General features: G+C 62.0%; 14 protein-coding genes. 5 read left to right on the forward strand and 9 right to left on the reverse strand.

The genetic code is table 11. The features are described from left to right. Positions 1 to 162: 162 nt before the first annotated feature. Positions 163 to 672: a PaaI family thioesterase gene (locus ACTJKM_RS07335; RefSeq protein ID WP_058320258.1), complete on the reverse strand. Its 510-nt coding sequence runs from the start codon at positions 670 to 672 to the stop codon at positions 163 to 165. Between the two features lie 16 nt (positions 673 to 688). After that, positions 689 to 1435: a DNA repair protein RecO gene (recO, locus tag ACTJKM_RS07340; protein WP_058329448.1), complete on the reverse strand. Its 747-nt coding sequence runs from the start codon at positions 1433 to 1435 to the stop codon at positions 689 to 691. Between the two features lie 215 nt (positions 1436 to 1650). Between recO and ACTJKM_RS07345 the strand changes: the two genes are divergently transcribed. Continuing rightward, positions 1651 to 2394 carry a L,D-transpeptidase gene (locus ACTJKM_RS07345; protein ID WP_058329449.1) on the forward strand — a complete coding sequence of 248 codons (744 nt, stop codon included), beginning with the start codon at positions 1651 to 1653 and terminating at the stop codon, positions 2392 to 2394. A 22-nt stretch (positions 2395 to 2416) separates the two neighbouring features. Here the strand turns inward: ACTJKM_RS07345 and ACTJKM_RS07350 are convergent, their stop codons facing one another. Together ACTJKM_RS07350 and ACTJKM_RS07355 are read right to left on the reverse strand one after the other, a co-directional pair. Next, entirely contained in the window at positions 2417 to 2776 is a 360-nt protein-coding gene (locus ACTJKM_RS07350; protein ID WP_057252792.1) for a hypothetical protein, read from the reverse strand. 112 nt (positions 2777 to 2888) lie between these two features. After that, on the reverse strand, positions 2889 to 3371 hold the full coding sequence (locus tag ACTJKM_RS07355) for an SRPBCC domain-containing protein (RefSeq protein ID WP_058329450.1): 483 nt from the start codon (positions 3369 to 3371) through the stop codon (positions 2889 to 2891). Positions 3372 to 3421: 50 nt separating this feature from the next. On the opposite strand from ACTJKM_RS07355, the gene ACTJKM_RS07360 reads away from it, so the two are divergent. From ACTJKM_RS07360 to rkpK, 3 genes are all read left to right on the forward strand, one after another. Next, positions 3422 to 3754, forward strand: coding sequence for an ArsR/SmtB family transcription factor (locus ACTJKM_RS07360; RefSeq protein ID WP_058329451.1), 333 nt, complete (start codon positions 3422 to 3424; stop codon positions 3752 to 3754). Positions 3755 to 3824: 70 nt separating this feature from the next. Continuing rightward, a complete protein-coding gene (locus tag ACTJKM_RS07365) occupies positions 3825 to 4868 on the forward strand; it encodes an NAD-dependent epimerase (protein ID WP_058329477.1) in 1044 nt (347 codons plus the stop codon). 69 nt (positions 4869 to 4937) lie between these two features. Then, complete coding sequence (rkpK, locus tag ACTJKM_RS07370) at positions 4938 to 6251, forward strand: UDP-glucose 6-dehydrogenase (RefSeq protein ID WP_058329452.1); 1314 nt, start codon at positions 4938 to 4940, stop codon at positions 6249 to 6251. A gap of 25 nt (positions 6252 to 6276) precedes the next feature. Here rkpK and ACTJKM_RS07375 read toward each other — a convergent pair whose 3' ends face one another. From ACTJKM_RS07375 to ACTJKM_RS07390, 4 genes are all read right to left on the reverse strand, one after another. Continuing rightward, complete coding sequence (locus ACTJKM_RS07375; protein WP_058329453.1) at positions 6277 to 6594, reverse strand: hypothetical protein; 318 nt, start codon at positions 6592 to 6594, stop codon at positions 6277 to 6279. Positions 6595 to 6809: 215 nt separating this feature from the next. Next, entirely contained in the window at positions 6810 to 9116 is a 2307-nt protein-coding gene (locus ACTJKM_RS07380) for a Tex family protein (RefSeq protein WP_440660091.1), read from the reverse strand. A 214-nt stretch (positions 9117 to 9330) separates the two neighbouring features. Continuing rightward, on the reverse strand, positions 9331 to 10638 hold the full coding sequence (locus ACTJKM_RS07385; RefSeq protein WP_058329454.1) for an SAM-dependent methyltransferase: 1308 nt from the start codon (positions 10636 to 10638) through the stop codon (positions 9331 to 9333). 335 nt (positions 10639 to 10973) lie between these two features. Continuing rightward, positions 10974 to 11972, reverse strand: a complete 999-nt coding sequence (locus ACTJKM_RS07390) for a glutathione S-transferase family protein (protein WP_058329455.1) — start codon at positions 11970 to 11972, stop codon at positions 10974 to 10976. A gap of 174 nt (positions 11973 to 12146) precedes the next feature. On the opposite strand from ACTJKM_RS07390, the gene ACTJKM_RS07395 reads away from it, so the two are divergent. Next, a complete protein-coding gene (locus tag ACTJKM_RS07395; RefSeq protein ID WP_058329456.1) occupies positions 12147 to 13136 on the forward strand; it encodes a glycerophosphodiester phosphodiesterase family protein in 990 nt (329 codons plus the stop codon). Between the two features lie 52 nt (positions 13137 to 13188). Here ACTJKM_RS07395 and era read toward each other — a convergent pair whose 3' ends face one another. After that, positions 13189 to 14118, reverse strand: coding sequence for a GTPase Era (gene era, locus ACTJKM_RS07400; RefSeq protein ID WP_057252807.1), 930 nt, complete (start codon positions 14116 to 14118; stop codon positions 13189 to 13191). Positions 14119 to 14120 lie beyond the last annotated feature (2 nt).

The following is a 14120-nucleotide window of genomic DNA, read 5'->3' on the forward strand; positions in this document are numbered from 1 at the left end:
TCGCAAAGAAGAACGCCGCGCACTGTCGCGCGGCGTTTGTTTCTGGAGTTGTTTTCACGCCGCAATTCCGGACGGAAACCGCTTCGCACTTTTCCTGAAATTGTATTTGAAGCGACGCAATTCCGGACGGAAAACCGCTTCGCACTTTTCCTGAAATTGCTTTTAACGCCGCAGATTGTCGATCGGGAAGATCGCGCAGGTTTCGGTGCCGTGGGCCAGCAGCTTGCCGTTTCCATCGCGAAGCCAGGCTTCCGAAGTCGCAATCGTTCGGCCGCGATGCACGATGCGCCCCTCGCAGAAAACCTCGCCCATGCCCGGCAGCAACGGCCGGACGAGGTTGACCTTGAATTCGACAGTCGTATAGGCCTCGCCGGGTTTCACCGTGGTGAAAACCGCGCAGCCGAGCGCCGAGTCCATGATCGTCGCCGTCCATCCGCCATGCACCGTGCCGAGCGGATTGAGATGTTCCTCGGTCGGAAATCCCTTGAAGACCACCCGGCCGTCTTCGACTTCGCTCAGTCCGAACTTCAGTGTCTTCGACATCGGCGGCGCCGGCAGCTCGCCGCTCAGCAAGTCCTGCATCGCCTTGAGACCGCCGTCGCGGGCGACGCGGTCGAGCGACAGCACGCCGATACCGGATACGGACATGCCGGGATAAAGTTCTTGATACATTGATAACTCCTGGGGATCAGGCGACTGAGGATTGCGCTTTCAGCGCTTTGAGTGCCGCATGGACGAAGCCGTCGCGCGCGGAAGAAACGTCGAGGCCGCGCGGCTCATAGACATGGCGGTGGAGGAAGAAGGCGGTCAGGCGGAAAGCGGCGGCAAGGCTGTCGTGATCGGCAGCTCGGCGCGCTTCGGCGGAAAGGAAATCCGGCAGCGCCAGCATGCGGTCCGCATAACGCTCCCCGGCCGAGCGGCAAACCGCCCTGCCCGATTTCGGCGACACATAGACAAGCTCGGTGCGGGCGCCGGTTGCCACACATTCCGTCAGATCGAGCCCGAAGCCGAGATCGTTGAGAACCGCGAGCTCGAAGCGCACGAACAATTCTCCGGCATCGGCCGGATCGGCGAGATGATCGACGATGACGGTGAGCGCCTCGTAGAGATGCGGATGCGGGTCACGCTCAGGCAGCAGCCGCAGGAGTGCTCCGAGCGCCTGAATGCCATAGACCGAGGTTGCCGTTTCCATCAGCCGCGCGGCCCGCAGCTCCACCGGCTCGATGCGGAATTCGCCCATATGCTCGTCAAGCCGCGCGCGCCAGGTGACTTCCACCGAATTGCCCGGCTGCAACACCGGCTGCATGATGCGCGAGCGGCCCGAGCGCACCATGCCGAGATGCCGGCCGTGGGTGGCGCTCATGACCTCCACGATGGCAGAGCTTTCGCCGTGCCGTCGTATGCCGAGAATAATGGCCTGATCGCTCCATTGCATGGATATGGCATACACCCGCGGTCGAAAGCGGATCAAGCGAAGTTGCGATAGCCAGCGTGACACGGCCGATTGTCGCCTTTCGGCCACACTCACTGGTTGCCTCATTTGCGACATGCTGTCGCCGCCCCGACGCCGTCTTTGACATTAGAACGGAAGAGCGGCAAAAGCCGTGCCTCCCGCCCAAAATGACAATCAGCAGGATAATAAATTTCATTATGTGTGTGTCCCGGAACAGCGCCGGTCGCCTGGCGCAGCTCTTCGCCCTTCTTCTCGCCACCTCGACGCTCGCCAGTTGCGTCACCACGTCGGGGCCGGCCAAACCGAAGGGACCGGATCCATACTATGTGGCGATGTACGGGCCGCTGCCCAACGAAAAGTTCCCGCTGGATGCGATCGACATCAGCAAGGTCGACAAGCGTTATCTCCGCCAGCAGGTCGCCTACCAGACGCACGAGCCGCCGGGCACGATCGTGATCGATACCCAGAACCGCTTCCTCTACCTCGTCCAGGATGGCGGCATGGCGATGCGCTACGGCATCGGCGTCGGCAAGGCCGGCCTGGAATTCGAGGGTGAGGCCCGCATTGCGCGCAAAGCCGAATGGCCGCGCTGGACGCCGACACAAAGCATGGTCGAACGTGAGCCGGAGCGCTACGGCCCGCTTGCCGGCGGCATGGAGCCGGGCGTGCGCAACCCGCTCGGGCCGCGCGCGCTCTATCTCTTCCAGGGCAGCCGCGACACGCTGTTCCGCATCCACGGCACGACCGAGGCCTGGTCGGTCGGCAAAGCCGTCTCGAGCGGCTGCATCCGTCTCTTCAACCCAGATATCATCGATCTCTACAGCCGTGTGCCGCTCGATTCGCGCGTCGTCGTGCTGCAGGCGGAACCGCCGATGACCGAGCCGGCTGCGGGCGTGCCAATGGCATCGGTCGCCAATGGCGGCCTTCCCCCGGCCTATTGACGTTACCCGGGCTGCCGGCCGCCTACCAGGCGTCCGGTGTCCGCACCATGTGCACGATATTGGCCGGGTTCATGATCCAGCCGCCGCGAAATCCTTCCCCGAGATCTTCCACCGCATCACAGCGCACAACGCCCCTGGCAGCGAGATGATCAAGCGCGCCCACATGGTCATCGGTAAAGAGTTCGAGCCAGACCTCGGCCTGGCTGTAGTTCGGCGCCTCGTCGATCCAGAGTTGGTTGGGCCCAAGCTTGAAGCCGATGGCCGGCAGCTTTTCTTCGATGGGTTCGAGGCCGACCGTGTCGCGATAGAAGGCGACGACTGCCTCGTATTGATGCGAGGGAACCTTCACCGCGATATTGATGCCGCCTGTAATTTTCGTCATGACGCAATCTCCTATTGCCGCCCGGCGCCTGCCGACGCGGCTCATTGTTTGTGTTTCGATTGCCGATAATTTCGCGCCCGCATTCGGAGCGGGATGCCGGGCGCCGGCTGGCTCAGGCTTGCGGCTCGAGTGCCGGCTTGCCTGAGAGTTCGCTGAGGTAATAGCCCTGGCGCAGGTTGATGCCGTATTCGAGCCAGGCCTTCATGCAGGCAAGCATCTGCGACCAGCCTTCGCAGTTGACATAAGACCCCTTCTGCCCCTGCTCGTTCTCGCGCCATCCCTTTTCGGCGATCGTCACCATAGTGGCGCCGTCATCCAGCGACTGGAAACGCATCTCCACGCGGGTCTGGTAGGGCTCCTCGCCCTTGGCGACCATGGCGTCCCAGCGAAAAACGATCCTCTCGTTCTGCTCAACCGCCTCGACCTGGACCGGCACTTCCCCCCACCATTTGACCGTAGCGCCGGTGACCAACGGCCCGCTGATGCCGCCAAGGGTGACGAAATAGCGACTGAGCTGATCCGGATTGACGACGGCATCGAAGACCTGGGCGACCGGGCGATCGATCCGTCCATTCACACGGAATTCGAAGGGCATCTGATGTTCCTCCTATTGAGCTCAAACAGAATATGTTATAAAAACATAACATGTCAACCGTATCGAAAGACGACATCGTTTTCAAAGCTTTGGCCAACGGCCTGCGCCGCCAGATGCTCGACGCCATGAAACACGCGCCGCAGACGACGGGCATGCTCTGCGAACAATTCGACAATCTCGATCGCTGCACCGTCATGCAGCATCTGAAGGTGCTGGAAGAGGCCGAACTCGTGCTCGTTCGCCGCGAGGGCCGCGAGCGCTGGAACCACCTGAACGCTTTGCCGATCCAAGCCATTCACGACCGCTGGATCAGCCAATATGCGGGGCACGCGATGTCGGTCCTCTCCGCCCTGCAGCAGGGGCTGGACCAACCGTCGGAGTGATGGTTTCGACTTTCCATTGCCCGGCTTTCTTCGTAAGAACGCCCTGACAACACAATCTGGGGACATGGTCGTGCGCTACCTCATCACCGGCACCGCGGGCTTCATCGGCTTTCATCTCGCCAAGCGATTGATCGACGAAGGACATTTCGTGGTCGGCTTCGACGGCCTGACGCCCTATTACGACGTGACGCTGAAGCAGCGCCGGCATGAGATCCTGGCGCGTTCGAACGGCTTCAAGGCTGTCGTCGGCATGCTTGAGGATCGGGCGGCGCTCAACCATGCGGCGGAAATTGCCGAGCCCGAGGTCATCATCCACCTCGCGGCCCAGGCCGGCGTCCGATACAGCCTTGAAAATCCCAAGGCCTATGTCGATTCCAACCTCATCGGCTCGTGGAACATCCTGGAGCTGGCGCGGGAACTCGGCCCCAAGCATCTGATGCTCGCTTCGACGTCCTCGATCTACGGCGCCAACGAGAAGATCCCGTTTGCGGAGACCGATCGCGCCGATGAGCCGATGACGCTCTATGCCGCCACCAAGAAATCGATGGAACTGATGGCGCATAGCTATGCCCATCTCTACAAGGTTCCAACCACCGCCTTCCGCTTCTTCACGGTCTATGGCCCCTGGGGGCGGCCCGATATGGCGCTGTTCAAGTTCGTCGACGCCATCCACAAGGGACAGCCGATCGACATCTATGGCGAAGGCCGCATGAGCCGCGACTTCACCTATATCGACGACCTCGTCGAAGGCATCCTCAGGCTCTCGCACGTGGCACCGGCAGAAGAGAACCGCGTGCCATCCGAGAAGGCCGAGGACACGCTTTCGCGCCAAGGACCGTTCCGTGTCGTCAACGTCGGCGGCGGCCAGCCGGTCGAACTGATGACGTTCGTCGAAACGGTCGAGAAGGCCGTCGGCAAGCCGGCACTGCGCAACATGCTGCCGATGCAGCAGGGCGACGTGCCGCGCACCTATGCCTCCCCTGATCTTCTGGAGGCATTGACAGATTTCAGACCCTCAATCCCGGTGGAAGAAGGCGTGGCGCGCTTTGCCGCCTGGTATGAGGAATACTACAATGTTGGCGGGAAAGCCGGATCCTCGGCCTCGCAGGCATAGATACGTGCAAACCAGCATGGTTTCCGCGTTCGCGGACAAGAGCTCGCCAGACAACAAAGGAAAGAGCCTATGAAAATCACAATGATCGGCGCCGGTTATGTAGGCCTCGTTTCCGGTGTGTGTTTTGCGGATTTCGGTCACGACGTCGTCTGTCTCGACAAGGATGAGAGCAAGATCGACGCGCTGATGCAGGGCCGTATTCCGATCTTCGAACCCGGCCTCGACCATCTGGTGGCCAGCAACGTCGCCTCGGGTCGACTGTCGTTCACGACCGATCTCGTTTCCGCCGTCGCCGACAGCGACGTCATTTTCATCGCGGTCGGCACCCCTTCCCGCCGCGGCGATGGTCATGCCGACCTCTCCTACGTGTATGCAGCGGCCCGCGAGATCGCCGAGAACCTCAGGGGGTTCACCGTCATCGTTACCAAATCCACCGTTCCGGTCGGCACGGGCGATGAGGTCGAGCGCATCATTCGCGAAACCAATCCTGACGCCGATTTCGCCGTCGTCTCCAATCCGGAATTCCTGCGCGAGGGTGCGGCGATCGAGGACTTCAAGCGGCCGGACCGGATCGTCATCGGTGTTGTCGACGATGATGCGCGGGCGCGTGACGTCATGACCGAGGTTTACCGGCCGCTCTATCTCAACCAATCGCCGCTCGTGTTCACGTCACGCCGCACCTCCGAACTGATCAAGTATGCCGGCAATGCCTTCCTGGCGATGAAGATCACCTTCATCAACGAGATGGCCGACCTCTGCGAAAAGGTCGGCGCCAATGTCCAGGACGTCGCCCGCGGCATCGGCCTCGATGGCCGCATCGGCTCGAAGTTCCTGCATGCGGGCCCCGGCTATGGCGGCTCGTGCTTCCCGAAGGACACGCTGGCACTGGTCAAGACCGCGCAGGACCATGACGCGCCCGTCCGGCTCGTCGAGACCACGGTTGCGATCAACGACAACCGCAAGCGGGCAATGGGCCGCAAGGTGATTGCGGCTGCCGGCGGCGACGTGCGCGGGCACAAGATCGCGATCCTCGGCCTCACCTTCAAGCCGAACACCGACGACATGCGCGACAGTCCGGCGATCGCCATCGTGCAGACGCTGCGGGATGCCGGCGCCCACATTATCGGCTACGACCCGGAAGGCATGGAGAACGCCAAGAAGATCATCGACGGCATCGACTATGCCAGCGATCCCTATGAGGCGGCCAACGAAGCGGATGCGCTAGTGATCGTAACGGAATGGAACGAGTTCCGCGCGCTTGACTTCCGCCGCCTGAAATCCGCGATGAAGACGCCTATTCTCGTCGACCTCAGGAACATCTACCGCCAGGACGAGGTTGCCAAGCACGGCTTTGCCTATTCCAGCATCGGCCGGCCCCTCTGAGGGCTTCGGCTGGCGGGAGGGCCGACTATGCTTTTGGAACTGGCAGCGGCGGCAGAGCTTCCCAACTCTTGCCGGCAAGGATGACGCAGCTACGGCCGTTGACGTCCGTGACGATCAATGTCCAGCTGCCGTTGTCGGCCGCATAGACTTCCAGGATCGCCTGAGGATTGATGAGCGCCGTCGCGGCTGGCTTTTCCCGATACTGCCGCGCCAGAAACTCGATCACCTCGGATCGGTTCGCGCAATTTATCGGGGCCTGCGAAACTGCGGGGACCGGGCGCGCCGTCACCCCGGCTGCCAGAAGGGCGGCCAGCGCCAAGCCGCGGATCGCCTTGCGTACCATCACGCAACTCCTTTCACCGGATGCCCGGCGGAGGAGGAGTTTCCGCTAACCTTTTCCGCCGTAGATCCGGCTGCTCCATTGGCACACTGCTTACACAACAGCACAGGTGCCACGATGAAGAGAGTATGGCGGAAAGCCGCGATTATTACAATTATCTAATTTATAGACCATCCACCGGAGGCGTCGNCGACGCTGCAGAGCCGATGCCGAAGCGGCTATTTGCGCTTCATCGCCTCCATCAGGGCCGCACCAAAGGCGCCCTGCGACGGCGCTTGCGGCTTCTGCTGGCGCGTGGGCGCGCCGCGGTTGCCGCCGTTCGGTGCGCTGCCACGGGCCTCGCGACCTGACTCAGCGCCACCATCCTTCCGCATCGTCAGGCCGATGCGCTTGCGGGCGACATCCACCTCGGTGACGCGAACGGTCACGACATCCCCGGCCTTCACCACTTCATGCGGGTCCTTGATGAAACGGTCCGCGAGTTGGGACAGGTGGACGAGGCCATCCTGGTGGACGCCGACGTCGACGAAGGCACCAAAAGCCGCGACGTTGGTGACGGTGCCCTCCAGCTGCATGCCGACCTTCAGGTCCTTGATGTCGTCGATGCCCTCGGCAAAGGTCGCGGTCTTGAAGCTCGGGCGCGGGTCACGGCCCGGCTTTTCGAGTTCGGCGAGAATGTCCTTGACGGTTGGCAAGCCAAACCGTTCGTCCACGAAGGTCCGTGGGTCGAGTTGCTTCAGGGCGGCACTATCGCCCATCAGAGCGCGCACGTCGCGGCCGCAGGCGGCGACGATCTTCTTGGCGACGCCATAGGCTTCCGGATGGACGGAGGAGGCATCGAGCGGCTCCTTGCCGTTCGGGATGCGCAGGAAGCCTGCGCACTGTTCGAACGTGCGCGCGCCGAGGCGCGGCACTTTCAACAGTTCCTTGCGGCTTCCAAACGGCCCGGTCGCGTCACGATGCGCGACGATCGCCTCGGCCGAGGATTTGCCGAGGCCGGACACCCGGGCAAGCAGCGGTGCCGACGCCGTGTTGACGTCGACGCCGACGGCGTTCACCGCGTCTTCCACCACCGCATCGAGCGAGCGGCTGAGCTTCGACTGATCGACGTCGTGCTGGTACTGGCCAACGCCGATCGACTTCGGCTCGATCTTCACAAGCTCGGCCAGCGGGTCCTGCAAGCGGCGGGCGATCGAGACCGCACCGCGCAGCGAAACGTCGAGGCCGGGGAACTCCAGGGCGGCCGTTTCAGATGCCGAGTAAACCGAGGCGCCGGCTTCGGAAACGATGACCTTGGTCGGCTTCGGCGCCGGCAGTTGCTGGAGCATGTCGGCAACGAGCTTTTCGGTCTCACGGCTGCCGGTTCCGTTGCCGATCGCGATCAGTTCCACCTTGTGCTTGCGGACGAGCGAAGCGAGTTCGGCCTGCGTGCCGCGGATGTCGTTCTTCGGCGGGAACGGATAGACGGTCGTGGTTTCGAGCAGCTTGCCCGTGCCGTCGACCACTGCCACCTTGACGCCGGTGCGGATGCCCGGATCGAGGCCCATCGTGGCCCGCGATCCCGCAGGCGCGGCAAGCAGCAGGTCCTTGAGGTTGCGGGCGAAGACGTGGATCGCCTCCTCTTCGGCACGCTCGCGCAGTTCACGCATCAGGTCGAGCGACAGCGACATGGAGAGCTTCACGCGCCAGGTCCAGCCGATCATCTCGGCCAGCCATTTGTCACCCGGCAGATGGGCGCCGACATTGTAGGCGGCGGCGATCATGCGCTCGACCGGCTTTACCGGCGACGTGTCGTCCTGATCGACGACGATATCAACGGACAGAACCTCTTCGTTCCAACCGCGCAGCATCGCCAGCGCCCGGTGACCGGGCGTCGTCGCCCAGCGCTCGGAATGGTCGAAATAGTCGGAGAACTTGGCGCCCGCCTCCTGCTTGCCGTCGACGACCTTGGCACGCAGGAACGCGGCACCTTTCATGTGGTTGCGAAGGCGGCCAAGCAGATCGGCGTTTTCGGTCATGCCTTCGGCGATGATGTCGCGCGCGCCGTCAAGCGCCGCCTTCACATCAATCACTTCGGCGGTCAGGAAGGCCGTTGCGCGATCGGCCGGCGCGATGGAGCGATCGGCAAGGATCGCTTCGGCCAGCGGCCCGAGGCCACGCTCGCGGGCGATCTCAGCCTTGGTGCGGCGCTTCGGCTTGTAGGGCAGATAGATGTCTTCGAGTTCCGCCTTGGTTTCGACGGCGGCGATCTTGGCTTCCAGTTCGTCGGTCAGCTTGTCCTGCCCGCGGATCGACTCGAGGATCGATGCCCGACGCGCCTCGAGTTCGCGCAAGTAAGTCAGCCGCTCCGACAGCATACGCAATTGCGTATCGTCTAGGCCGCCGGTCACTTCCTTGCGGTAGCGCGCGATGAACGGCACCGTTGCCCCCTCGTCCAACAGCTCGACAGCGGCTTTAACCTGCGAAGGTGCTGCCTTGATTTCGCTGGCAATAATGGCGGCGATGGATTTAGCGGGGTTGGCCATGGGAATTCCGTCTTTCCTGCAGCGCTTGGAAGCACTGCACGTTTTGTCCTTGGATCGGAGATGATCCGCGGAAACAGGCAGTCGTTTGGTCGGCGACCATAAAGGCGCAGGGCTTCGAGGCCAAGTGAAGGCCTTCGGAGGAAATTCCGAACTCCACAGAAGATGGGGGATGGCCATCCCGTGTCGACCTATAGCGACAGGGATGGCCCTTGCATCAGACCGCCATTGCAGCCGGTTCGATGTGTTCTTCCGCCGGCGCCTCGTCCCAATTGTTGACCGGTTCGAGCGGCGGCCGACGCTTCTCGAACTCGATCAATTGCCGCTCCCGCTCCTCGATGTAGCCGCGCGAGACCGGCACGGCATCGAGAGAAGGCGAGAGCTGAAGCTGGAAGATGAAGTGTTTGTCGTAGAGGAAGGCCGTTTCGGAAGCCGCCAGGTAGAACTCCCACATGCGGAAGAAGCGTTCGTCGTAGAGCCTTACCGCCTCTTCGCGGCGCGCGACGAAACGCTCCCGCCAGGCCCGCAAGGTCCAGGCATAGTGCATCGGCAGGATCTCGACATCCTTCACCAGCAGCCGCATACGCTCGACCGACGGCAGAACCTCGGAGAGAGCGGGAATATAACCGCCGGGGAAGATGTACTTTTCGATCCACGGGTTGGTCGCCCAGGGCTTGTAGACCTGGCCGATCGAATGCAGCAGCATGACGCCTTCCGGCGTCAGCAACTCCTTCATCTTGTTGAAGAAATTTCCGTAATTGCCGATGCCGACATGCTCGAACATGCCGACGGAGACGATGCGGTCGAACTGCCGGCCCTCAAGGGTGCGGTAGTCCTGCAGTTCGAAGCGGACACGATCGGAAAGCCCGCGCCTGGCGGCACGATCACGGGAAACCTTCAGCTGCTCCTCGCTGAGCGTGATGCCCGTGACTTCGACTCCGGAGGATTCGGCCAGATACATAGCCATCCCGCCCCAGCCGGAACCGACCTCCAGCACCTTCTGCCCCGGCTCCAGCAGAAGCTTCGCGGCGATGTGCCGCTTCTTGGCGAGCTGTGCTGCGTCGAGCGATATTCCCCGCGGCTGGAAATAGGCGCAGGAATATTGCCAGTCCTCGTCGAGGAACAGGTTGAAGAGATTGCGATCGAGATCGTAGTGATGGGCGACGTTGTTCCGGTTGCGATTGACCGGCATGCGGCTCACCAACTGCTGGCGCAGCACATGCCACAGGCCTGTGATCGTGTTGGTGGCATTTGCCGCATTCTCGATGCCGTTCGCCTTCACGATCGAAAGCACGTCGAAAATGTCACCTCTTTCGATGACGACCCGCCCATCCATGTACATTTCACCAAAGCGAAGGCCCGGGTCCCGGACGATCGCATTCTCCGCCTCCGCGTCGACGATGCGGATTGATGCCGGTTTTCCGGTGCCGTCACCCAGAACGACCTGTTCGCCGGAAGAAAAAGTCACCGTCAGATTGCCGTTGCGCACCAGACGGCGAAGTAAAGTCAACAATGCTGCATTCATATCTCACCCCTACCAGACCTACCCACGGTGTCCTGGTGCATGAGAGATGCGAAGGGTCGGCTCGTTCGGGGCTTCCGGAGGGTTTGCGCGAGCGCGCCTTGGGAGCAAACGCGAGCGAGTCCGGAAGCGGCGAGAACCGGCTCGGGCGTGGCGTCACGGGCATCCAGCGGGCGCGTCAGGCTCCTTGTGCTTGCCCCGCCGGAAATTCGTCAGGCCAGCCGCCATCGGGCTCCTATCCATCAGAACTTCCATTAATTTAGGAAGCTTCCATCGATTGGCAATGGGTTCTCTATGGCCCCTCATAGATTTGTTTCCTTAGCAAATGAGGAACGCGGCTATGCGCCAACGACTCCGCGCCCTCGCAAGCGAGCACGATCATGCGGGCGATCGAAATCCAGCATCGGGCCGGCAGGAACGATGCGGGTCGGATTGATGTGGGCAATGCCGTAGTAGCCGCGTTTGATATGATCGATGCGCACGCTCTCGCGGATACCCGGCCATTGATAGATTTCGCGCAGATAGTTCGACAACGCCGGGTAGTCCTCGATCCGGCGGATGTTGCATTTGAAGGCGCCATGATAGGCCGCATCGAAACGAATCAGGGTGACGAACAAGCGGATGTCCGCCTCGGTCAGGTACTCGCCTGCGAGATAACGGTTGACCGCGAGGTGTGCCTCGACTTCGTCGAGCATGCCGAACAGGCTCGACACCGCCTCATCATAGGCTTCCTGCGTCTTTGCAAAGCCGGATCGATAGACGCCGTTGTTGACCCGCTCGTAGATCGGGCCATTCCAGCGATCGATGTCTCCCCGCAGCGCCTCCGGATAGAAATCAAGCCGGTTGCCGGTCAAGTGATCAAAGGCCGAATTCAGGATGCGGATGATGTCGGCGGACTCGTTGTTGACGATCCGCCCTTCGCGCATGTCCCAGAGAACCGGTACCGAGACCTTGCCGGTATAGGTCGGGTCGCTCGCCACATAGAGTTCATGATGAAAACGGATCTTGCCGACGCGCTCGCCGGCATCGACCGGCTCGTCATAGGTCCAGCCATCCTCACCGAGCACCGGGTTGGCCACCGTAAGTCCGATGATCTCCTGCAATCCCTTGAGGTTGCGGAAGGCAATCGTGCGCGAGGCCCAGGGGCAGAGATAGGAAACGAACAGGCGGTAGCGCCCGGCCTCGGCCGGCAGAGCCGGCTGGCCATCCGGCCCTGGGCTCCCGTCCGGCGTGATCCAGCGATGAAAGCGCGTCGGCTCCCGGTGGAATGCACCGCCTTTCATCTCGCTGGCCGCAACGTCGCCCTTGACCCATTTTCCCTCGACAAGCTGCGGCATCTCTTTTCTCCGGATCACAAAGTCAGCGACTGCTACGTCTCATGAGGCGCGGCTGAGGGTCAATTGCGCGCGCGGGTGACACATCGTTCGCAATCCGCGACACGCACGTGAGACGTGTATCAACATCCTGGCGCCACAATGTCGAGCAATCCGGATTCGACGAGGAGAATCAGGATGAAGAAGTTCGTTGCTGCCATTGTTCTGTTTGCCGCCGTCGTCTGGCTGATGAACACGTCGCTGTTCGTCACGCCACCGGCAGGCTCGGCGAAGCTGCTCGCGCACCGAGGCGTCCACCAGACCTATCCAAAGGCCAATGTCGGCAACGACACTTGCACTGCAACGATCATCGATCCGCCACAGCATCCCTATCTCGAAAATACGATCGCCTCGATGGGGGCTGCCTTTGATGCGGGCGCCGATGTCGTCGAACTCGACGTGCATCTCACGCCAGACAAACAGTTCGCCGTCTTTCACGACTGGACGCTCGACTGCCGGACCGAAGGCAAGGGCGTTACCGAAGAAACGCCGATGGCGACGCTGAAGTCTCTCGACATCGGCTATGGCTACACCGCCGATGGCGGCAAGACCTTCCCCTTCCGCGGAAAGGGCGTCGGCCAGATGCCGACGCTGGATGAGGTGCTGGCTGCCCTGCCCGACCGCAGGTTTCTCGTCAACTTCAAGAGCCGGCGCGCCGAGGAGGGCGCGGCACTCGCAACGCTGATCGAAGCGCGGCCGCAATGGCGGCAGGCTATGTTCGGGGTCTATGGCGGCGAGGAACCGACTCGCGAGACTCTGAAGCGCGTGGAAGGGATGCGCGGCTATGACCGGACGTCGACGATGGCGTGCCTAACGCGCTATCTCGGCTATGGCTGGACCGGTCTGATGCCGGAGGCTTGCCGGAACACTCTCGTCATCGTGCCCGGCAATTACGCGCATTTTCTCTGGGGTTGGCCCGACCGTTTCTCCGCCCGCATGAAAGCGGCCGGAAGCGATATCATCCTGCTCGGCCCTTATCACGGCGGCGACTTCACCACCGGGATCGATACGATGCAGGATCTGGAATTGGTCCCGCCGGGGTTTTCCGGCTACATCTGGACCAACCGTATCGAGATGATCGGCCCGGCCCTGGGAAAGCGGCAGATCGCTGAGGCCAGGGCAAACTGAGGCGGCATCCACCGCACGGCTTGCCCCTTGCCGGCATCCTATGTGCCCAAGCCTATCGCGGGAATTCGAGGCCCATTTCGCGGAAGCGCTCGGGGTCGTCGCCCCAATTTTCGCGCACCTTGACGAACAGGAAGAGATGCACCGGCTGCTCGAGGATCTCGGAGATCTCCTTGCGCGACGCCGTCGAAATCGCCTTGATCGCGTCGCCGTTCTTGCCGAGCGCGATCTTCTTCTGGCTTTCGCGCTCGACGTAGATCACCTGTTCGATGCGGACCGATCCGTCCTTGCGCTCTTCCCACTTCTCGGTTTCGACATGCGAGGCATAGGGAAGCTCTTGATGCAGGCGCAGAAACAACTTCTCGCGGGTGATTTCGGCCGCGAGCTGGCGCATCGGCAAATCGGAAATCTGATCCTCCGGATAGTACCAGGGACCTTCCGGCAACGTCTCGGCGAGATAGTCCATGAGGTCCTTGCAGCCCGAACCGTTCAGCGCCGAAATCATGAAGGTGCGTTCGAACTTGATCGTCTCGTTGGCCGCAGCCGCGAGCTTCAAAAGATCCTCCGGCCGCACCTGGTCGATCTTGTTCAACACAAGAATCTTCGGCTGGTGCACTTCTTTCAGCCCCTCGAGGATCGCTTCCGCATCGCCCTTCAGGCCACGCTCGCTATCGATCAGGAGCATGATCACGTCGGCGTCCTTGGCGCCGCCCCAGGCGGTCGTGACCATGGCGCGGTCGAGCCGCCGCCGCGGCTTGAAGATGCCGGGCGTGTCCATGAAGACGATCTGAGCGTTGTCGTGGATGGCGATGCCACGCACGATCGCGCGCGTCGTCTGCACCTTGTGGCTGACGATCGAAACCTTGGCGCCGACGAGGCGGTTGACCAAAGTCGACTTGCCTGCGTTGGTCGCGCCGATCAGCGCCACGAAACCCGAGTGGGTCGGCGCGCCTTCAGCGGCCGTATCTTTTTCCATGTCCGTCATTT

This window comes from Ensifer sp. 22460, from assembly GCF_052044935.1.
Classification (GTDB): Bacteria; Pseudomonadota; Alphaproteobacteria; order Rhizobiales; family Rhizobiaceae; genus Ensifer.